Source organism: Pseudomonas rhodesiae (genome assembly GCF_007858255.1).
Classification (GTDB): domain Bacteria; phylum Pseudomonadota; class Gammaproteobacteria; order Pseudomonadales; family Pseudomonadaceae; genus Aquipseudomonas; species Aquipseudomonas rhodesiae.
This window is the reverse complement of the sequence record NZ_VFEU01000007.1, coordinates 155,512-176,117: the sequence shown is the minus strand read 5'-3', so window position 1 is coordinate 176,117 and position 20,606 is coordinate 155,512. Positions and strand designations below refer to the sequence as shown.

19 protein-coding genes are annotated in these 20,606 nt (G+C 62.6%); 10 read left to right on the top strand and 9 right to left on the bottom strand.

Features of this window, described 5'->3' with window-relative positions:
* Positions 1 to 157: 157 nt before the first annotated feature.
* The 6 genes from FIV35_RS13130 to FIV35_RS13105 all read right to left on the bottom strand — a co-directional run bounded on the left by FIV35_RS13130 (position 158) and on the right by FIV35_RS13105 (position 6,529).
* On the bottom strand, positions 158 to 1,387 hold the full coding sequence (locus FIV35_RS13130) for an acetate/propionate family kinase (protein WP_231980862.1): 1,230 nt from the start codon (positions 1,385 to 1,387) through the stop codon (positions 158 to 160).
* Positions 1,388 to 1,470: 83 nt separating this feature from the next.
* A complete protein-coding gene (locus FIV35_RS13125; RefSeq protein ID WP_034137599.1) occupies positions 1,471 to 3,138 on the bottom strand; it encodes a DUF3141 domain-containing protein in 1,668 nt (555 codons plus the stop codon).
* Positions 3,139 to 3,146: 8 nt separating this feature from the next.
* The gene (locus FIV35_RS13120) at positions 3,147 to 3,446 is read right to left on the bottom strand and encodes a heavy-metal-associated domain-containing protein (RefSeq protein ID WP_034137598.1); all 300 of its coding nucleotides are present in this window, start codon (positions 3,444 to 3,446) and stop codon (positions 3,147 to 3,149) included.
* An 18-nt stretch (positions 3,447 to 3,464) separates the two neighbouring features.
* Positions 3,465 to 3,791, bottom strand: a complete 327-nt coding sequence (locus FIV35_RS13115; RefSeq protein ID WP_034137597.1) for a DUF2933 domain-containing protein — start codon at positions 3,789 to 3,791, stop codon at positions 3,465 to 3,467.
* A 637-nt stretch (positions 3,792 to 4,428) separates the two neighbouring features.
* Positions 4,429 to 5,865, bottom strand: a complete 1,437-nt coding sequence (locus FIV35_RS13110; protein WP_052198941.1) for a heavy metal sensor histidine kinase — start codon at positions 5,863 to 5,865, stop codon at positions 4,429 to 4,431.
* Positions 5,837 to 6,529, bottom strand: coding sequence for a heavy metal response regulator transcription factor (locus FIV35_RS13105; RefSeq protein WP_034137596.1), 693 nt, complete (start codon positions 6,527 to 6,529; stop codon positions 5,837 to 5,839). Before FIV35_RS13105 ends, FIV35_RS13110 begins: the two co-directional genes overlap by 29 nt.
* A gap of 251 nt (positions 6,530 to 6,780) precedes the next feature.
* On the opposite strand from FIV35_RS13105, the gene FIV35_RS13100 reads away from it, so the two are divergent.
* The 8 genes from FIV35_RS13100 to FIV35_RS13065 all read left to right on the top strand — a co-directional run bounded on the left by FIV35_RS13100 (position 6,781) and on the right by FIV35_RS13065 (position 15,553).
* A complete protein-coding gene (locus FIV35_RS13100; protein WP_080761413.1) occupies positions 6,781 to 8,682 on the top strand; it encodes a copper resistance system multicopper oxidase in 1,902 nt (633 codons plus the stop codon).
* A gap of 25 nt (positions 8,683 to 8,707) precedes the next feature.
* Positions 8,708 to 9,691: a copper resistance protein B gene (locus FIV35_RS13095; RefSeq protein ID WP_173668942.1), complete on the top strand. Its 984-nt coding sequence runs from the start codon at positions 8,708 to 8,710 to the stop codon at positions 9,689 to 9,691.
* A 37-nt stretch (positions 9,692 to 9,728) separates the two neighbouring features.
* On the top strand, positions 9,729 to 10,214 hold the full coding sequence (locus FIV35_RS13090) for a DUF411 domain-containing protein (RefSeq protein ID WP_034137595.1): 486 nt from the start codon (positions 9,729 to 9,731) through the stop codon (positions 10,212 to 10,214).
* Between the two features lie 33 nt (positions 10,215 to 10,247).
* The gene (locus FIV35_RS13085) at positions 10,248 to 10,520 is read left to right on the top strand and encodes a DUF2933 domain-containing protein (protein ID WP_006226242.1); all 273 of its coding nucleotides are present in this window, start codon (positions 10,248 to 10,250) and stop codon (positions 10,518 to 10,520) included.
* A gap of 155 nt (positions 10,521 to 10,675) precedes the next feature.
* Positions 10,676 to 13,114, top strand: a complete 2,439-nt coding sequence (locus FIV35_RS13080; protein WP_209166811.1) for a heavy metal translocating P-type ATPase — start codon at positions 10,676 to 10,678, stop codon at positions 13,112 to 13,114.
* Between the two features lie 140 nt (positions 13,115 to 13,254).
* Complete coding sequence (copC, locus tag FIV35_RS13075; protein WP_008063308.1) at positions 13,255 to 13,641, top strand: copper homeostasis periplasmic binding protein CopC; 387 nt, start codon at positions 13,255 to 13,257, stop codon at positions 13,639 to 13,641.
* Between the two features lie 4 nt (positions 13,642 to 13,645).
* Positions 13,646 to 14,572: a copper homeostasis membrane protein CopD gene (gene copD / locus FIV35_RS13070; RefSeq protein ID WP_034137593.1), complete on the top strand. Its 927-nt coding sequence runs from the start codon at positions 13,646 to 13,648 to the stop codon at positions 14,570 to 14,572.
* A gap of 90 nt (positions 14,573 to 14,662) precedes the next feature.
* Positions 14,663 to 15,553, top strand: a complete 891-nt coding sequence (locus FIV35_RS13065) for a LysR family transcriptional regulator (RefSeq protein ID WP_034137592.1) — start codon at positions 14,663 to 14,665, stop codon at positions 15,551 to 15,553.
* Positions 15,554 to 15,578: 25 nt separating this feature from the next.
* Here FIV35_RS13065 and FIV35_RS13060 read toward each other — a convergent pair whose 3' ends face one another.
* A complete protein-coding gene (locus FIV35_RS13060; RefSeq protein WP_462687296.1) occupies positions 15,579 to 15,887 on the bottom strand; it encodes a helix-turn-helix domain-containing protein in 309 nt (102 codons plus the stop codon).
* A gap of 104 nt (positions 15,888 to 15,991) precedes the next feature.
* Between FIV35_RS13060 and FIV35_RS13055 the strand changes: the two genes are divergently transcribed.
* Positions 15,992 to 16,630 carry a substrate-binding domain-containing protein gene (locus FIV35_RS13055; protein WP_034137590.1) on the top strand — a complete coding sequence of 213 codons (639 nt, stop codon included), beginning with the start codon at positions 15,992 to 15,994 and terminating at the stop codon, positions 16,628 to 16,630.
* A gap of 24 nt (positions 16,631 to 16,654) precedes the next feature.
* Here the strand turns inward: FIV35_RS13055 and FIV35_RS13050 are convergent, their stop codons facing one another.
* Positions 16,655 to 17,644 carry a GlxA family transcriptional regulator gene (locus FIV35_RS13050; protein ID WP_034137589.1) on the bottom strand — a complete coding sequence of 330 codons (990 nt, stop codon included), beginning with the start codon at positions 17,642 to 17,644 and terminating at the stop codon, positions 16,655 to 16,657.
* Between the two features lie 146 nt (positions 17,645 to 17,790).
* Between FIV35_RS13050 and FIV35_RS13045 the strand changes: the two genes are divergently transcribed.
* Complete coding sequence (locus FIV35_RS13045) at positions 17,791 to 18,384, top strand: cysteine hydrolase family protein (RefSeq protein ID WP_034137588.1); 594 nt, start codon at positions 17,791 to 17,793, stop codon at positions 18,382 to 18,384.
* 62 nt (positions 18,385 to 18,446) lie between these two features.
* Here FIV35_RS13045 and FIV35_RS13040 read toward each other — a convergent pair whose 3' ends face one another.
* Positions 18,447 to 20,381 carry a tyrosine-type recombinase/integrase gene (locus FIV35_RS13040; protein ID WP_197676677.1) on the bottom strand — a complete coding sequence of 645 codons (1,935 nt, stop codon included), beginning with the start codon at positions 20,379 to 20,381 and terminating at the stop codon, positions 18,447 to 18,449.
* Positions 20,382 to 20,606: the final 225 nt, after the last annotated feature.

The following is a 20,606-nucleotide window of genomic DNA, read 5'->3' as shown; positions in this document are numbered from 1 at the left end:
TGCTGCACATGGGTCAAGGGCCCGGTGTCTGAACCGCTCCGTTTCTTCCTTCAACGTGCGGTTGGATGGGCAACTGGACCATCTTCGGCGCGAGCATCAACGGGCGTGGCTCCCGGCCCGGAGGAAGACTTATCGTGGTCTTGTCCCAGTTCATTGCCTATACCAAACCACTTGCCTGGTCATTCAGCGTTCGGAACGTCTCACGCGCGATCGCTAACTGCTCGCGTGCTTGAACCACCAGCACGGCGACGGCGGATCGGGATGACTGCAACTGGGCGACTTCAGTGTTGGGCGAGTAGGCGCGATTGCGCTCTTCGTCTAGTTCCAGGCCGATGAACTCCAGGCCATCAACGATGCGCCGACGCAACGCGGCCGAATTTTCTCCAGCTCCGCCAGTGAAGGCCACAGCATCGCAACCGCCTATCGCGGCGGCGTAGGCGCCGATGTACTTGCGCACGCGGTACGCGTGTACCTGCAATGCCAGTTGGGCGGCTGCGACTCCTTCTCCCGCGCGCTTCTCCACAATCCGCAGGTCCGAACTCTCACCCGACAATCCTTTGAGTCCACTGTCGCTGTAAAGCGCCGCCTCGATCTGCGCCAACGTCAAACCCAGTGCGCGTGCGACGAAGCCGGGTACGCCAGGGTCGAGGTCTCCACAGCGCGTGCCCATCACAAGACCTTCAAGCGCGGTCATTCCCATCGATGTATCGATCGACCTTCCTCGATCGATCGCGCAGACGCTGGCGCCGCTTCCAATGTGGCAGCTCACGATACGAAGTTCTGACGGCGGCCGTTTCAGCTCGGTGCTGACGGCGGCCAGTACACCCTGGTGGGACAGGCCATGGAAGCCGTATCTCCGTACCCCTGCCGCGCGCCACGATGGCGGAACAGCATAGGAATGGGCGTATTCGGGCATGTCGTCATGGAAAGCGGTGTCGAAGACCGCGACGTGGCGCACGCCGGGCCAACGCTCGCGCGCGAGCCGTATGCCAGCCAGTGCGACGGGATTGTGCTGCGGAGCCAGAACCGCAGCCTGGCCAATCTCGTGCTCGACCTGCTCATCCACAAGAGCTGCGTCGCTCAACAGGGGGCCACCGTGTGCGACACGGTGGCCGATACCATCGAGCGATGTCACGCCAGCCCTGCGCAGCTGGCGCTCGATCTTCTCGAACGCGGCAGCATCAACTGCGGGATGATCGATCGCCGGCTCGATCACGGAGACAGTGGAGTCCGATACGAAGACCCCGAACTTGAGCGTCGCGCTACCGGCATTGATGGCGAGGACGCGCATGTCAGCCCCGGTCAGCGCAGTCGGCGCCAACGCCACCACCATTGGCTGCGTGCGTGCGCTGGAAAGGCAGGACAGCACCCAGCGAGAACGGGACAATGGTCCACCAGCCCAGTCCATCGGCCTGGCGATGGGGCACCGCCGCTGGCGGGGCAGGCGTCAGAACGACGCAACGCGATCGTTCAATTCGCATAGGTCTGCTCGAACACAAGCTCCGCCCACAGATCGCGGACCCGGCGCCACGACTGCATCGCCTGTTCAACCACGTCTGCACCCGCGCGTTCCAACTGATACCAGGGATTGACCGTCCGATGGGGATCCTGCGCCCCCCACTGCTCAAGCCATCGCTGCATCCAAGGTAGCAGCGCGAGAGCTGGCGTCATCTGTTCAGACCAGACCTTGCGGCTGACGCGCATCGGATGCAGCGCACGAAGAGCACGGGCCGATTCGGGGGTGACGACGAAGCGGACCCACGGTGACACCCACTGCGCATAGAAGCGCTCGGTAGCCTCCGAAAGCGCCTCGACCTTGTCGAACCCAGCGGGGATGGCGTCGAAGGGCAGGTCTTCCAGCCGCCGGGGCTCGAACCGCGCGCCGGCGGCCGACTCCGCAGAGGTGCTGTCATCCAGAACCATCTCGTAGAAACCGGGATCGAGCGCCTGGATCGAATCGGCATGATGCAAGATGGCACGATGCTCCCGTCGCGCCACTGCGGCGGAGACGAATATCCCGAGGTGGCCCACGTGCTGGTGCATCAGGTAGACGACGCGCTGGCCTGCAGCGACCAGGTCCGCGGTCGTTGGATAGACTGCCTTGAGCCAGCCAAGCGCCTGATGGGGGGGCGTGATGTTGTCCCCGTTGGAGCAGAAGATCATCAGGGGCGCGCCAACGCGTCTCAGATCCGCGCGGCAGTGGCCATCGACGACGACCTCGCCCTGCTCCAGATGATTGCCGACGAAAAGATCGCCTGCAATCGACAGCATTTCCTCGCGGGCAAGTTGGTAGAAGCCATTCCACCAGCGCTCGAACTCCAGGAAGCGATCGCGCTCGATCTCCGGTTGCGCGAACAGCGTGTCGTATTTATTGAACACGCCCTCGGGCCGCAACGCCTCGAAGTTCTGGACCAGCCAGGCGCCATCGAAGCGCCCGGCACCGAGGTCCGAGACCCAGTGCGCTGGCCAGATGCCGCCCGTGAACCCACCGAGCAGTCGCATGGGGTTGATGCCTCTCTCGCCTGCCCAGTACGACAACGGCGAGCCGTTCAACACCGCCAACGCGGCGCGGTGCTCGCAATGTGACAGTGCCAGTGTGATCGCCCAACCGCCTTGGCAGTTGCCATAGACGATCGGGGCCTTTCCTCGGTGGCGCTTGGCCACGATGTCGATGAACGCAGCCAGTGTCTGCACCACCGCGCCCATCGTCTGTCCCTCGACGGGCTCTGGATCGAACACCACGAAGTACACCGGATGGCCTTCGAGCAGTGCCATGCCAACTTCAGAATCGCGTTTGAAGCCGCCAATGCCAGGGCCATGGCCGGCGCGTGGATCGACGACCAGCACCGGCGCGGCGCCTTTGCGCACATGCTTCTCCAAGGCGTCAGTGCCACAGCGAGTGACGCGCAGGAGCCGGTAGTTGCTCGCCGGTTGCAAGTCGTGGCCGTCAGCCACCTGCTCTGACTCGAAGTGGAGCAGCGGCGGCATACCCGCCGCTTCGTGTTCGGTCATGTTGTTGGCGCGCTGTCTCAGCGCTTCGCCGGACGCGACGGTCCGCCACAGCATGTCGCCCCAGTAGGCAGCAAAGAGCCCAAGCGGTGCGGCGGCGATACCCTGGGAGTTCGTGCGTGCGTCCATGGCGTCGATCAGCGGCAGCAGCAGCCGCCATGCCCCTTTGAACGGGCAGCGGCCGGCGCATGGGAGGCACCGGCACCCGCCGCAATGCCCGGCGAGGAATCAGCGGATGCCTCGTAGCCCGCGGCAGCTAAGGCCGCGATCAGCTCAGGCGTCTTCTGGGCCGTCTGGTCGCCGGTGACACTCGCTGTGCCGCGAGCGAGATCGACATGCACGTCTTGCACACCAGCTACGCGCTTGAGCGCCTTGCTGACCGAGTTCGCGCAGGAGGCGCAGGTCATGCCGGCAACCTTGAGTTCGATGGTTTCCATGATGATGCTCCGGTGGTTTCAGTGGTGGTGCCCGGACTGGCCGACGGATTTCGGGCGGCTCCGGTCGTCTGATTGGCGCGCAGGCGAACCCTCTTCATCGCCCCGAGGCGGCTGATCTTGATGGTCATGACCACCATGTGCGCCGTGACTGCCATGGCCGAAGATGTGCATCAACGGACAGGCGAGGATGAAGAGGAAGGGAAGCAGTTGCAGAAGATGGGCGTTGTGGCGGTAGAACATCCAGGCAACGGCGGCGGCGAGGCCGAGCCACAGCAGCCACTGGTTGATACGAGACCAGTTCGGGCTGTTTCCTGTGCTCTTACTTCGATCGGGCGGAATATTCATGGCGATGCTCCTTCGTGAAGTTGACCCTTGTCGATTGGCGAGATTCCCGCATTCGAGTGCCGTGCAGGGCGCTGATCAGGCCCATCCATGAGACATGGTATGCCAGAAGAATGGGGCTGAACACCGGAGATTTCCATGGCCCCGGGCTAGAAAGTCCTCGATAGTTTCTGAGCATGATCGACCCGTGCCAAATGTGGCTTGTTAAGCTCAGCATAGAGCTGAGGTAAAGGCAGTACCTTGATCTTGATCAAAAAGACTCTCTGTACCCAGCTACGGGGTACATACCCCGCGCAGCGAACTAGCAGACCAGCTCACCTCAGGGGCTCAGCGCACACCGCCAAGTGAGCGCGCGACAGATGTGCCGAGCAGGCAGACGTTCGGCACCGATCGGAGGCTATCTACGAACGGTGTCCGGAACTGTGACCGGATCGCGGCCGAGCAAAGGCCCTCGCGTGCGGTGTGGACGTAGCGATGGGATACACAAGCGCATGATGTCGGCGCTTGCCGCTAGGACTGGGCACGTGGCAGTCACGGAGAAAAAATGTCCCGCTCGCGTAGCAACGTGGCCGGCCGGGTAGATCCCAGAATCAGGCAAAGAGATACGCCAGTTGGCTGGACGGACCGCAGCGCCCTCGGACTACTGCCGCAGATGGGGCAATACCAAGTCAAACCTGGTGACAAGCTCACTGGAGGTCACGGCAACGGAGCCACCATGTGCCTCCGCAATCGATTTCACGATGGCAAGGCCAAGACCGGCGCCCGCCGTATTTCGTTGCCGTGCCGGATCAACTCGGTAGAAGCGGTTGAAGAGCTTTGGTAGATCGGGCTCAGGAATTCTCTCACCCGGATTGACCACACTGATCGTTGTCCACTGCTCATCCTGCGAAAGCAAGACCGTGATGCTCTTGCCGCGAGGCGTGTGTCGAATTGCATTCGAGAGAAGATTGTTCAGCGCCCGGGTGAGCATTTCCCGATCCGCCGCTATGCTGCCGATCGCCCCTTTAACACCAAGCGTAATGCCGCTATCTTCTGCCAGCGCCTCGAAATAGTCGAACAGACTCCGCACCAATTCGGACAGATCAATGGTAGACAGACGCAAGTTGCGGGGATCATTTTCCGTTTGGGCAAGAAACAGCATGTCCCCAATCATGCGTCCCATCCGATCAAACTCTTCCAAATTTGAATAGAGGATTTCTCTGTATTCCTCGTTGCTGCGCGGCTGGCCAAGCGCCACGTGAGTCTGCGTGACCAGGTTGGTGACGGGCGTGCGCAACTCGTGCGCGATGTCTGCGGAAAAGTGTGATAGCCGGGTGAAGCCTTCCTCGATTCTCGCCAACATATCGTTGAAGGCGAATACCAGTTCCGCCAGTTCGATCGGCACATCCCGAGGATCCAGCCTCACATCCAGCTTTGAAGAGCGAATCGCCCGAATCTCTTCATTGACCTTGCGAATCGGCAGGTGGCCCCACTGCACCGCCAGCCAAGCCACACCGAGCGCCAGACACATGACCAAGCCGGTTGCCCACCAGAGCATGCGCTTGAACTCCGCCAGGAAGTCGAGATGAAAGCCGATGTCCATGGCGGCGACGATGCGGTAGCCGGACGCCGCTGAATCGTCAGCAGGCAGTTGTACCACCACACCTCGATAGGACCTCTGATCCTCCTGCCACACGATCAAATCGTCAGCGGTGATGCGGTTGACCAACTTTTTGCTACTGGCAAGTTTCGACAGGTCAGGGCCGGGCGTGGCATAGATGCTATTGCCAGACCCATCGTAGACGCCGTACGTCATCCCATGATGCCCTGCGACTGCGTTGGCCAAGTGTTGCTTCAGTTCGTCGCTTGCGATGTCACTTGCAAGCTGGTGCAAGGGCTGAGCCAAAGCGGTTGTCACTGCCTCCAGTTCGTGGGCATCCTGTTGAGCAAAGTGGTGCTCCAACGACCGGAGAATGACCCAGTTGAACACAAGAAACACCAAGGTCGTGGCAATACCAACCAGGGCCGTGACCCTTAATGCAAGCGACGCTGGACGGCTTTGCCGCGGCTTATGGCGAAGGGGCATCATCGGGCGCATCGAGCGTGTATCCCATTCCACGCACGGTGTGGATGAGCTTCGGATTGAACGCATCGTCGATCTTCGCGCGTAGACGGCGGATGGCTACATCGATGACGTTGCTGTCGCTGTCGAAATTCATGTCCCATACCTGCGACGCGATCAGAGAACGTGGAAGGACCTCCCCCTGGCGACGGGCCAGGAGCTCAAGCAACGCGAACTCCTTGCTGGTGAGATTGATGCGTTGGCCAGCGCGCGTTGCGCGCCGGCGCGCCAAGTCCAGTACCAAATCGGCAACCTGGATGCGATCAGGCTGGCTCGGAGCGCTTCCGCGTCGCAGCAGCGTCCGCACCCGCGCCAGCAACTCAGAGAACGCGAATGGCTTGACGAGGTAGTCGTCCGCTCCCAGTTCCAATCCCTTGACACGGTCGTCTACACCGCCACGCGCCGTCAGAAAGAGCACAGGGACCTGTTTACCGGCATCTCGAAGGGCACGCACGATGCGCCAGCCATCGACATCCGGCAGCATGACATCCAAGACCACCAGATCGTATGTCTCGCCCATGGCCAGGTGGTGTCCGTCCAATCCGTTGCGCGCCAGGTCCACCACGAACCCTGCCTCCATGAGACCTTGGCGGACGTAATCCGCAGTCTTGTTCTCGTCTTCGACGACCAGCAACTTCATCGCATGCCCCATGAATCGCTGCGGCGTAAGGAATTTGTCCGCTCACGATGATTCATCCATTTGATTCTGGTCAGCAATTTACCGGCCGCCACCTTCCACGAACATGACGCGACCATTACATAAATGTAATTCAAGGGTCATTCGCTGGAAAGTGCCCAACCCATAGCATAACCTGCATTGCGTCGAACTGTGCCGCCCAGGACGGGGGCACTGAGAACGACTTTCAAGTCATCTTTGGAGGATTTCAGGCCATGCCGCCTCGTTCGCCCTTTCATATCGCCCACCCCCTGGGCCTGTCTCGCCGGCGTTTTGTTCAGGGGCTGGCCGCTGGCGGCGTCCTGGCCGGCCTGTCCACGCCAGCGCTCAGGGCATTCGCCCAGCAGGGCTCCGCTACGCGCGGTGCCGCTCCGGTGCTGAAGGGCACCGAGTTCGACTTGGTGATCGCCGAATCGCCCGTGAACTTCACGGGCAAGCCAGGCGTGGCTACGACCATCAACGGCTCGCTGCCGGCACCGACATTGCGTTGGCGCGAGGGCGACACCGTCACCATCCGCGTGACCAACAAGCTGCGTGAATCCACATCCATCCACTGGCACGGGATCATCCTGCCGTATCAGATGGATGGAGTGCCGGGCATCAGCTTCAATGGCATCGCTCCCGGCGAGACCTTCACGTACCGCTTCAAGGTTCAGCAAAGCGGCTCCTACTGGTACCACTCGCACTCCGGCTTCCAGGAACTCACGGGCATGTACGGGGCGATCATCATCGACCCCGCTGGCGCCGAGACCATCCGCGCCGACCGTGACCACGTGCTGCTGTTCTCGGATTGGACCGACGAAGACCCGATGCGGGTGTTCACCAAGCTCAAGTCCCAAAGCGACTACTACAACTACAACCAACCTACCGTCTTCGACTTCTTCCGGGACGCCTCGCGCGACGGCATGGCCGCTGCGATCGACAAGCGCAAGATGTGGAACGAGATGCGGATGAACCCGACGGATCTCGCCGATCTGTCTGCCGCCACGCTGACCTATCTGGCAAACGGCGTCACCCCCGCCGGGAATTGGACGGCGCTGTTCCGACCGGGTGAGCGCGTGCGGCTGCGCATGGTCAACGGTGCGGGCAACACCTTCTACGACGTACGCATTCCCGGACTGAAACTCACGGTGGTGCACGTCGATGGTGTTGACGTGGAGCCGGTGACCGTCGATGAGTTCCGATTCGGTCCGGGCGAAACCGTCGACGTGATCGTCCAGCCACGGGATGACGCTTACACGATCTTCGCTCAGGCGATGGACCGGACAGGCTACGCGCGGGCCACGCTGGCCGTGCGTGAAGGTCTTCAAGCTCCCGTGCCTGCCCTCGATCCGGTCGAATGGCTGACCATGAACGACATGATGGGCGGCATGATGGGGGGCATGGACCATGGCGGGTCCGGCCAGGCCATGGAGATGACCGGGATGACGGGCATGACGGGGATGACGGGGATGACTGGGATGGGCTCGGGTTCGATGTCCGGGATGGATCATGGGGCGATGGCTGGCATGAACCACGGCGCCATGAACCACGGTGGCATGGCGATGGATCACAGCCAACACGCCGCGGCTGCGGGGGGACTGGCCGTGCCCAGCACTACTGCTCGCCACGCTCGCACCGAGTATGGCGCCAGCACGGACATGCGCGTTGACATGGCGCGCACCAACCTCGATGACCCCGGCATTGGACTGCGCAACAACGGTCGGCGCGTGTTGACCCTCGCGGATCTGCATACCCCGTCGGGGCCGCTGGACAAGAGAGGCCCTGGCCGGGAGGTCGAATTGCACCTTACGGGCAACATGGAACGCTACGCATGGTCCCTGGACGGGCTGGAGTTCGGAAAGTCCACGCCGGTGCACTTCAAACACGGCGAGCGGCTGCGGGTCATTTTGCACAACGACACGATGATGACCCATCCCATGCACCTGCACGGCATGTGGAGCGAGCTGGAAAGCCCCGACGGTCGCTTCCTTGCGCGCCGCCACACCCTGCCGGTACAACCGGCACAACGCATCAGCTTCCTTGTGACAGCCGACGCGCTCGGCCGCTGGGCTTGGCACTGCCACCTGATGTTCCACATGGATGCCGGCATGTTCCGCGAAGTCGTGGTGTCTTGAACCCAGCGCACAAGGAAGACCAAGAATGTCCAAAGCACTCCCCACTCGCGCACTGGCCACGACGCTCCTGGCGCTGGTAAGCGTCGCCGCCCAGGCACAAGCACAGAACGACCATGCAGCGCACGGCCAGGCCGACACCCAGACAGCCGTGCCATCCACTCGGTCCGCACCTCCTGCCGCCGCCGACCCGCACGCGGGTCACACGGCGCCGGCGAGCGACACGGCTGCGGCCCCGGCCATGGATCACGGCAACATGCAGATGCAGGGCGGGTCGGCGCCTCCTGACGCCCGCGATCCGCATGGCTACTCCAATGGCCTGACATTGGGATCGGGCGACTACGCCGTACCCGGTGTGCCGCGGCTGATGCTGGCCGACGAACACAGGTTCTTCTCGTTGCGCGGCGAAACCCTGGAACGCCGCTTCACGCGCAAAGGGGACGATTCCACGGCCTACGACCTCCAGGCTTGGTATGGGACGACCTACAACAAGGCCGTCGTGAAGGCCGAAGGCGATATCGCCAAAGGAAAGCTCGAAGAATCGCGTACCGAGCTTCTCTGGGGGCACGCCGTCGCACCGTACTGGGACACCCAGCTCGGCGTTCGGGTGGATAACGGAGAAGGCCCGAGCCGTCAATGGTTGGCTTTCGGCATCCAGGGCCTCGCCCCCTACTGGTTCGAGCTGGAGGCGACGGGCTACGTGGGAAGTGGCGGACGTACGGCGCTGCGTGTCGAAGGCAGCTACGAGCTGCTGCTGACCCAGCGACTGATTCTGGAGCCTCGTGCCGAATTGCAGTTCTATGGCAAGGACGACCCGGAACGCGGTATCGGCAAGGGCTTGGCCGAAGCGTCTGCTGGCTTGCGCCTGCGCTATGAATTCAGTCGCCAGTTCGCTCCCTACATCGGCGTGGAACGGGCGGGCAGCTTCGGACGCACAGCGGACTATGTGCGTGCCGAAGGTGGCCGCGCGCAGCAGACGCGCTGGGTGGCTGGCGTGCGATTCTGGTTCTAGAACCTTGTGGGTTTGATCATCTGATGAGAGGCAATCTATGAACATGCACTACGACAGAAGCCAGGGCAAAGTGCCGAGACGCCAAGCATTGATCGCTGGCTTGTTGGTGATGGCACTCGCAGGACCGAGCCTGGCGCAGAGCCGACCGATCGCCAAGGTGTGGAAGGACCCGAGATGCGGTTGCTGCAAGGACTGGGTCTCACACCTGCAAGGCGCAGGCTTCGATGTGCAGGTTCTTGACACCGGGAACACGGCAGCGCGCACGCGGCTGGGCATCCCGCAGAAGTACGGTTCGTGCCACACGGCGCAGATCGGCGGCTATGCCATCGAGGGTCATGTGCCTGCCTCGGACATTCAACGCTTGCTGCGCGAAGCCCCGCAGGCCATCGGCCTCGCGGCGCCAGGCATGCCGGTCGGTTCGCCCGGCATGGATGGTCCGGCCTATGTTGGACGCAAGGACGCCTACGACGTGCTGCTGATCGGGAAAAACGGTAGTAGCACGGTCTATCAGTCGCATCTCTGACCATCCATCAACTCTTTTCCGTGGAGATATGCCATGCAGCATCAGCACACACAGACCCCCAGCGATCGTCCCCGGTTCTGGCGATCGCGCTACGGCGTGGCGTTCCTCATCATCGCCGCTGTCGCCGCGTATTTCCTGCTCAAGGAGCACACGGCACATGTTGCCGGCTATCTCCCCTTCCTGCTGCTGGCGGCTTGTCCGCTGATGCACCTGTTCATGCACCGTGGTCACGGCCACGGAGGACACGATCATGCCGCGCGTCAGGGTGAGGAAGGTGCCGCAGCCTCCAAGGAGCAGAAGCAATGAGTCGAGGCACTCGCACCGTGCGAGCACGCGACGCCGCGCTTGTCTCCTTGCGCGCCTGCGGCCTGCTGCGATCACCAGACACCAACAGTTAACGGCGGAGGGCACTTGTCACTATGAATTCACCCAGCAAGTCTTCAGGACATGAGCACGCAGGCATGGCGGCGGGTGCCACAACGTCCGGCCCGCATACCCACCACCATCACGCCAGCCATGCTGGAAGTGACGACGCGGGCGGGTCCTCAAGCCACACGCAGCCCGATGCCGCGACGCGAGATCCGGTGTGTGGCATGGCGGTCACGGCGGCGTCGGAGCACCGCTCCACGCACTTGGGGAACACGTACTTGTTTTGCAGCACCGGATGCAAGGCCAAATTCGACGCCGATCCGGCGCGATATGCCAGCGGTGACGCGGGCATAGGCACAGGCAGCGGCCATGCACCGCATCACCATGCCAGCACCGCAGTTTCACCGGCCCCGGCGGCATCGCCAACCGCGCCCGGAACCATCTACACCTGCCCGATGCACCCGGAGATCCGCCAGGATCATCCGGGAACCTGCCCCAAGTGCGGGATGACGCTTGAGCCTCTGCTGCCCGACCTCGATGACGACAACCCGGAGTTGCGTGACTTCTCGCGTCGCTTCTGGTGGACCTTGCCGCTGACGCTCGTGGTCCTGGCGCTGGCGATGCTGGGCGAGCGGCTGCACCTGATGGACATGGCTACACAGAGCTGGGTCGAGTTGGTGCTGTCGTTGCCGATCGTGCTGTGGGCCGGCTGGCCCTTCTTCTCCCGCGGCTGGCTGTCCGTGGTCAACCGCAGCCCGAACATGTGGACACTGATCGGCCTGGGAACGGGTGCGGCATTCATCTACAGCGTTGTGGCAACCGTTGCGCCGGAAGTGTTTCCAGCTTCCTTCATGTCCATGGGACGGGTCGGCGTGTATTTCGAGGCCGCCGCCGTCATCATCTCGCTGACACTGCTCGGCCAGGTGCTGGAACTCAAAGCCCGCTCCCAGACTTCGGCGGCCATCAAGTCGCTGCTGGGGCTGGCGCCCAAGACCGCACGGCGCATCAATGCGGACGGCAGCGAGGAAGACGTGCCGCTCAGCCATGTGCACGTCGGCGACCTGCTGCGCATCCGACCCGGCGAGAAGGTGCCGGTGGATGGCATCGTGCACGAGGGCAGCAGCTCGATTGACGAATCCATGCTGACCGGCGAACCGCTGCCCGTCAGCAAGCGCGCGGGCGACAAGGTCATCGGGGCCACACTCAACACCAGCGGCGCGCTGGTCATGCGTTCGGAGCGGATCGGCTCGGACACCGTTCTGTCGCAAATCGTCCAGATGGTCGCCCAGGCGCAGCGTTCCAAGGCGCCGATGCAACGCATGGCCGATGTCGTGGCCGGCTACTTCGTGATGGCCGTCGTCGCCATTGCGGTCACGACGCTCGTTGTATGGGGATTCTTCGGGCCGCAGCCCACCTGGGTCTATGGACTGATTAATGCGGTGGCCGTCCTGATCATCGCCTGCCCGTGCGCGCTGGGTCTGGCCACGCCGATGTCGATCATGGTCGCAACGGGCCGTGGCGCCACACAGGGGGTGCTTTTCCGCGATGCCGCGGCGATCGAGAATCTTCGCAAGGTCGATACCCTCGTCATCGACAAGACAGGAACCCTGACCGAGGGCCGACCTGCTTTCGATCAGGTCGTCGCAGCACCCGGCTTTACGAACGATGAGGTGCTGCGTCTTGCGGCCAGCCTGGACCAGGGTAGTGAACACCCCCTGGCCGACGCCATCGTGCAGGCCGCGCGTGCCCAGGGCCTCCAACTCGTGAAGCCTCAGACCTTTGAATCGGGAACCGGCATCGGCGTGCGCGGGAAGGTTGAGCACCGGCAACTGGCGTTGGGCAACACAGTGCTGATGGAACAGTCTGGCGTGTCGGTGGAACCGCTCGTACCCCAGGCCGAAGCTCTGCGCGGCGAAGGGGCCAGCGTCATGTACTTGGCTGTGGACGGGCAGCTCGCGGGCTTGCTCGCCGTATCCGATCCGGTCAAGGGCAGCACCCCCGAGGCCCTGGCCGCGTTGAAGGCTGCGGGCCTGCGGGTCATCATGGCCACCGGGGACGGGCAGACCACCGCCAAATCCGTCGGTGCGCGCCTAGGCATCGACGAGGTGCATGGTGAGGTCAAGCCGGCGGACAAGCTCATGTTGATCGAGCGGCTGCAGAAAGAAGGCCGCATCGTCGCCATGGCCGGAGACGGCATCAACGACGCGCCGGCCTTGGCGAAGGCAGACGTGGGTATTGCCATGGGAACCGGAACCGACGTGGCGATGAACAGCGCCCAAGTCACGCTGGTCAAGGGCGACCTGCGTGGCATCGCTGTCGCTCGCACGCTCTCGGTGAGTACCGTGGGCAACATGAAGCAGAACCTCATGTTCGCCTTCCTCTACAACGCGCTGGGCATCCCCATCGCCGCCGGGGTTCTCTATCCCCTCACGGGCTGGCTGCTGTCGCCGCTGATCGCAGCATTGGCGATGAGCCTGAGTTCGGCGTCGGTCGTTGGCAACGCCTTGCGCCTGAGAGCGAGCCGACTGTGACCGGATCTTCTTTCTGAACCTACAGGAGCCTGCTATCGCCCAGCGAACCGCATTTTTCGTTCCACGCCGTTACGAAGGTGCAAGCCTTATCTCGGCATTTCGTTCTTAAACCACCCTCACACATCAAGGTAGGAATCTCTATGACCCGTTCACATTTCATCGCCAAGCTCGTCGCGCCGATCGCTGCTGGCCTGTTCGCCACCGCCGCATTCGCGCATCCTTCGCTGGTGTCTTCAACGCCGGCCGACAAGTCGCAGGTTTCCGCGCCAGCCACCATCGAGCTGAAGTTCTCCGAAACGCTGGTGCCGCAGTTCTCCGCCGCGAGCCTTGTCATGACGGGCATGCCGGGAATGGCGAGCCATGGCCCGATGAAGATCAACGCCAGCGTCGCGGGTGCCGGCGACGGCAAGACCATGGTCATCACACCGGCACAAGCGCTCCAGCCGGGCGACTATCGCGTCGAATGGCGTGCCGTCTCCTCGGACACGCATCCGATCACGGGTAACGTCACCTTCAAGGTGAAGTAAGCCCATGGCCGGGGATTGGTTGACCATCGTCCTGCGCCTGGCGCTTTATCTTGATCTGGCGGCGGCGTTTGGCGTCGCCATGTTCGGTCTCTATGCTTTGGGCAACGACGAGCGATCCTCGACGATCTCGCGCCGCTATCGCGTACTCATTGGCGCATCCGCTGCCATCGGCATTGCCCTGTCGATGTGGGGCATGACGGTCATGGCCAAGGCCATGTCCGGCGCCCAAAGCTACGCGGAGTTGTCAACGCACGTTTTCGACATGCTCATTACGGGCACGCATATGGGCATCGCCTGGTGCATTCGCATCCTGGCGCTGTTGGTGTGTGTGCTCGTCGCAATGTTGAAATTGAACGCTACCTTGCGATTTGCAGTGATGGCGCTCTCCACCGGCGTGGCGCTGGCGACCCTTGCGTGGGCAGGCCACGGTGCGATGGACGACGGCGTTCGCGGCTACATCCATCTTGCGTCGGATATCACGCACCTCTGGGCAGCGGGCGCTTGGGTGGGCGCATTGGTGGCGTTCTTGATGCTGGCATCCCACAAGCGGGATGTCGCGCAAGACCCGGTAGCGGTCCTCAGTCGGACGTCGAATGGCTTTGCTCGCATAGGTACAGCGATCGTGGCCGCACTCGTCGTGAGTGGAATTCTCAATTACCTGTTGATCGCCGGACCATCGTTTGATCCGCTCATCTCGACGCTGTATGGCCGGCTGCTGATGGTAAAGCTCTTGCTTTTCGCAGGCATGCTGGCGTTGGCTGCTGCCAATCGGTATCGGTTGAGTCCGAGCCTGGAGGCAGCTTTGAAGGCAGGCAATCGCGCGCAGGCAGTCATCAAGCTTCGGCAGAGTCTGTTCACGGAGGCGACCTTGGCCGTCTTGGTTCTGGCGAGCGTTGCGTGGCTCGGCATCTTGTCTCCCACTAGGACCTAGTCCTTCATGGGCGTCAGATGGGGTCGCAGCCACGCTTCTCGATAAGAGGAGATGAAATGGTTTTGGACGACTTGAGCCAGGAGGCGGCCTATGGAACTGCGACATCTTCGTTGCTTCGTAGTCCTCGCTGAGGAACTGCATTTCACGCGGGCCGCCGAGCGCTTGCATATCGAGCAACCCCCGCTATCTCGGGCCATCAAAGAGCTTGAAGACGAGCTTGGGGTGGTCCTTTTCGACCGGAACCGCCGAGGAACAGAACTGACGGCCGCAGGTGCCACATTCTTGCAAGACGTTCGCAGGCTGTTCACCGTGCTGGAACAGGCACGGGAGAATGCCAAGGCCGTCGGGGCGGGCTTGCGAGGAAGCATTCGCATCGCGGTATCTGACGGAGCGATCGATCCTCGACTAGCGGCGTTTCTCGCCCGTTGCCGTGCAGAGGAACCGGAGATCGAAATCCGCCTCTGCGAACTTCCTTTGGCCGAGCAGTTGCGCGGCCTGCGATCGGGCGACTTCACAATCGGGTTCGCGCACACGGCCGATGTCGGTGAGGGCATCGTTGCCGAACCGCTCTGGCAAGACCCGCTGGTGATTGCTGTGCCGGCCCGACATGCACTGCTCGCCCACAAAGAGGTTCCACTTCACGAACTCGGCGGGCATCCGCTTGTCTTGTGCGACCCACACGCATGCGAGGGCTATTGCCGCGAACTTGGGCGCCTTCTGCAGGTGGTGGAGCACAAGCTGAACGTCGTGGAAGAAGTGTCCTCGCTGGACATGATGCTCACCTTGGTTGGTGCCGGCTACGGCGTCGGCTTCATGACGGCGACCAAGATTCCGGTTTCTCAGCGGCCGGATGTAGTCATCCGTCCCTTGGCAATGGATTCCGCCGTCATCACCACCTACCTCCTTCGGCCGGACAACAGCAATATGTCGGCTTCGCTGGAGCGGTTTATCGTTCGCCTACGTGACTCCGCGGGCGGCTGACAAAGCCTCGCTGGCGGATATCCTCTCAAGGATCGGTTTCGGCACGCAGATTGCGTTCGGTCGCCGCCATCAGCTCAGCCGCACCTATCCCGAGCGCCGTAGCAATTTTCAGTATGAGGGGAAGCGTGGGCACGTGCTCACCACGCTCGATCTTGCCCATGTGCGAGCGCGAAATGCTTGCCCGAGATGCGAACTCGTCTTGCGCGATTCCTTGTGCAACGCGCGCAGCGCGCACGGCCTGTCCGAAAGCTGTTGCCGCCGCGGATTCATACGTTGTTGTGCCAGAAGGACGGCCTGGCTGAATGGTTGATTTCTGCATTAGCAGAAGCGTCAAACAATCCGCCAAAATTAACCACGTTAAAGATAACGGCGTTAAACTTCACTCTTGACTACGACGCAGGTTCGCCTTCTTGGCCAGAACCCTTTTTGGGGGCTCTCATGCATGATGCCACCAGCCAGTCTTCTCATCTCAAGCTCGCCATAGCACCTGGCGTGCCGTCCTCATGCTTCTCCACGTTGCTCGCCCTGCAGCGCGCGGAAGAGCCGAACATCACCATCGCGTTTTTTGAGACATCAAGTGACGACCTGGTGACGGGCCTTGATGATGGCCGCTACGACGCCGGGATGTCGCTTCGGAACGTGAGTGCTTCATCCCTGAAAAGCCAACCGCTGTGGATCGAGAATATCGCTGTTGCCATGCCATTGCGGTCCCCCTTGCTTGCCCAGACGAAGCTCACGATCGCCGAGCTTCTGGACTACCCCGTGTTTCGCTGGCCAGCAGAAAGCTGCTCACTGCTGGATCAGCGGCTTTCATCCCTCCCGCCGTTGAGCCAGCAGAGCATCCAGCACGTGACCTCTTTCGAGATGTTGGCGCTATGGGTCGGCGCTGGCTATGGTGTCGGGCTCACTGCGCAATCGCGCATCGAGCGCGCTGATGCGTGGGGGATCACCGCGCGGCCGCTGGCCGAGGGGCCCTATGAGGTCGTGACATACCTGCAGCGGCCCAACGGACGATCCAATGCTGTTTACGAGCGGTTCGAGCGCAGAGCGATGCAGGTTGCCCGAAGTGGCGCATGACAAGGGCGGGCGAGGCAAATCCCATCAGCACACCGTCCTGAACCGGCTGCGGTATTCGGCCGGTGTGGTATCCAGCTTCCTGCGGAACGCACGATTGAGCGTATCGGTAGTGTTGAAGCCGCAGGCCGCGGCGATGCGCTCCAGCGGGTCGTCCGTGGTTTCCAGCCGGTTGCGTGCCATCTCCACGCGCACCGATTCGATGTAAGCGGCCGGTGTCATGTTCAGTTCCGTCTTGAAGATGCGGGTCAGTTGCCGGTCGCTGACGTGCGCCTGCTCGGCTAGTTGCGCGATGGTGACGGGCTCGCCGATGTGGCGCATGACGTAGTGGCGTAGCGCATCCATGCGCCGAGTTGTCGAGGTCGGCTCCAGCGAGGCGCTGAACTGGCTTTGTCCACTGGGGCGTTTGAGGAACATGACGAGCTGGCGCGCCACGCGCAGCGCCAGCCGCTCGCCGAAGTCGTCGGCGACCAAGGCGAGCGCCAGGTCCAGGCACGCTGTCAGCCCGGCGCCGGTCCAGACGTTGCGGTCGCGGATGAAGATCGGGTCGGCGTCCACCTTGACCGCCGGGTGCTCCTCGGCGAGCTGCTGCGCGGTGGACCAATGGGTGGTGGCTCGCCTGCCGTCAAGCAGGCCGGCCGCGGCCAGCACGTGCGCACCCACGCAGACGGACGCAATGCGGAGGGTGTGGATCGCGAGGGCCTTCACCCGCGCGGCGATCGATGGCGCCACGACGGCGCGCACGCGGCGCTGTGCATCGACCTCGACCGCGCCGGGGACCACGAGGGTGTCGATCCTGCGGCGGGTTAAGTCGTCGAACGTCGCATCGGGCAACACGCGCACGCCAGCCGAGGTGGTGACCGGCGCGAGCGTCTCGGCCGCCAGCACCACCTGGTAGCCCGTGGGCTCGTCCATCTCGCGCTGAAGCAGCGAGAACACCTCCGCCGGGCCGGTTACGTCCAGCAGATCGACGTGCTCGAACAACACGATGACGATGAGGCGCTTGATGGTGGCCATGCGGGGTTCCCTTGGAAATAGCGGAGGGCAATGTCGGAATTTGCATGTTAGACGACATTGCGGACATTCCGTGGCGTTCCTAGTATGTGAAGACGGTCATTCCAATGGCCCGGAATGGTCAATTCACATTTCAAGGAAGCACAGTCATGAATCCCTCGACCACTCTGCGCCAGCTCAACGGACTGGACGCCAAGCCCGCTACGCTGGCTCATTCCACCCTGATTCTGGTGGACTACCAGAACACCTACACGCGCGGCGTCATGGAACTGGCCGGCTGGCTGGCAGCACTGGCAACAGCGTCCGACCTGCTCGTCCGGGCGCGCGCAGCCGGTGCCAAGATCATTCACGTCGTCCACGATGGCGGCAAGGGCTCACCCTACGACCTCGCCACCGAGATCGGGCAGATCCATCCCGCCGTCGCACCGTTGGCGGATGAGCCCGTTGTCGTTAAGACGGCGCCCAATGCCTTCGTCAACACCGACTTGGGCGAACGCCTGGATGCGGCCGGAAACAAGCAGGTCATCGTCATCGGGTTCATGACCCACATGTGCGTCACCTTCACCGCCGAGGGTGCATTCCTGCGCGGCAATGAGCCGACCGTCGTGGCCGATGCTTGCGCGACGCGGCCGATCCGCACGGACGCAGTGGATGTGACAGCCGAAACGCTGCACGAGGCCGCGCTGGCAACAATTGCCGACCTCTATGCGATCGTGGTGCGCTCGGGCGCGTCGTTGCAGTAAGGCGAATGCAGCGGCCAGCGACAGGGAGCATGCCGCTGGCCGCCGCACCGTCGAACCTCGGATTACACCGTCTCAAACACCGCAGCGCTGTCCACCAGCCGACGAACGCTCTGCTGCACCTCCTCGGGGATGGGCCTCGGCGGCAGGCCAGCCTCCGGCACACCTGTCTGCTGGCGGGCCCCTGCGATAACGCGGACGACCATGCCCAGATTGCCCGGGGTCACGATGTCGATGGCGGCGCGATCCCCCAGGTCCGGGTGTGGCTGGGTCAGCATGCGATACAGCTCCCACGAATCTGCCTGCGGACGTTGGTTCATGAGCACCTGGGCCAGCTTGTGCTTGAGCGGCACCAGTTGCCAGTCGGGGACACGCTGCCCCCGGTTACCCAGACTGATGGAGAGCAGCTTGCCGGCCTTCAATTCGCGGTTGATCTGGTCCTTGGACTTTCCGGCCAGCTTGCCGAACAGGGGCACCGGCAGGCTGCTCGGCGACTCGTAGATGGCCAGCATTTCCTCGCGCTCGCGCTGGATGGCGGACACTTCGGGCTCCGGCGCGTGCGTCGGAGGTGGCGGCACCTGCGACAACCGTTGGAAGGTGATGCCCCCGTCGTTCGGCGTCACGACGATGGGGGTAGCCACCACCGGCGGAACGGGTGTCGTAGAGGAAGCTGCAACGATGGCGTCAGACTTGTCCTCCTCCGCCATCGCCGGCACGCCTCCGATGTGGATAGTGAGGTGTGCGCTGGCCGCTTCGACTTGGCCCTGTTCGAGCAGGTCGAGACGGTCGGCCCAGTCCTGCATCATTCGGCGGCGCGGCTCCACGTACTTGGCGTGGTTGTAGGCCGAACTCACCTTGTTCGGATCGGAGTGCGAAAGCTGGGCGTCCACCCAAATCTTCGGGTAGCCGATCTCGTTTAGCGCCGTCGAGATGGTTCCGCGAATACCGTGGCCGGTCAGTTGGTCCTCGTAGCCTATCCGTTTCAAGGCGGCGTTGAGGGTGTTCTCGCTGATGCGCTTCTTGAGTTCGCTGCGGTGCGTCAGCAGGTGGCACTGGGCGGGCCGCATCACCCCTAGCAGGTAGCGCACGATCTCGATGGCCTGAAGGGACAGCGGCACGATGTAGGGTGGTACGTCCTGCGGGCGCTTGCCGGCCTTACGCATTTCGTCCTGAAGCTGCTTGACGATCTGCGGAGGAATGATCCACAGGCCGCGGTCGAGGTCGAACTGATCCGGGGTCGCCAGCCGCAGTTCGCCGGTGCGCACGCCGGTCAAGAACAGCAGGCGGATACCGAGCTGGGTTTGCCAGCCGCGCGGGTTGTAGAGCCTGAGCTTTTGGAGGAACTCGGGAAGCTCAGGCAGATGCAGGTAGGGGTTATGGGTCACCGCGGGCTTGGGCTCGGCCACCACGTCCAGGTCTGTGGCCGGATTGGCCTCCATTCCCTCGACGATAACCAGCGCGTAGCGGAACAACTGCCCCAGCCAGGTACGGACCTTTTCGGCGGTGGTGAAGGCTTCGCGCTTTTCAATCCTCGCCAGGACGCCGAGGAGCTGCGGCCTGCGAATGTCGTAGATCGACATCTGCTTGAGGCTGGGCAGCACGTCTTTGCCGAAGATCCGCTTGATCTGCGACAGCGTGCTGTTCCTGCCTTCCTTGAGTTCCTTGGCGCGGTGCTCGACCCAGGCATCGAAGACGGCCTTGAACGTGTAGTCCGAAGCCAGCTTGACCGCGTGTCGCTTCTGCTTGCGATCGGTGTGAGGGTTGATGCCTTGGGCCAGAAGTGCCCGAGCTTCGTCGCGCAGGGTACGGGCTTCGCGCAGGCCGATCTCGGGGTAGTTGCCCAAGGAGATGCGTTTTTGCTTGCCGAGCCAGTAGTAGCGCAGGTGCCACGACTTGCCGCCGGTCGGGGCGACCACCAGGCCGAGGCCATCGGTGTCGGGGATGCTGTAGGTTTTCTTGGCGGCCTTGGCTTGCCGCACGGTCAGATCAGAGAGTGCCATCATCAAACTCCTAAGTCGTGAGACTTAGGCTCAATGCTGCTGGTCATCCCGATCCAACCCCAGCAACAACCCGGAACCGGCACCACCCGCATTCTTTGGCCTTGTTTTTGGCCTCAAAAACGCTGGCTGTCGGTGGATTTCCGTGGCTTTTGCTGGAATGAAAAAAGGAGCCGAAGCTCCTCTTTTCAACGACTTACAGACGCCAGTGGAAGTCTGTAGATCATA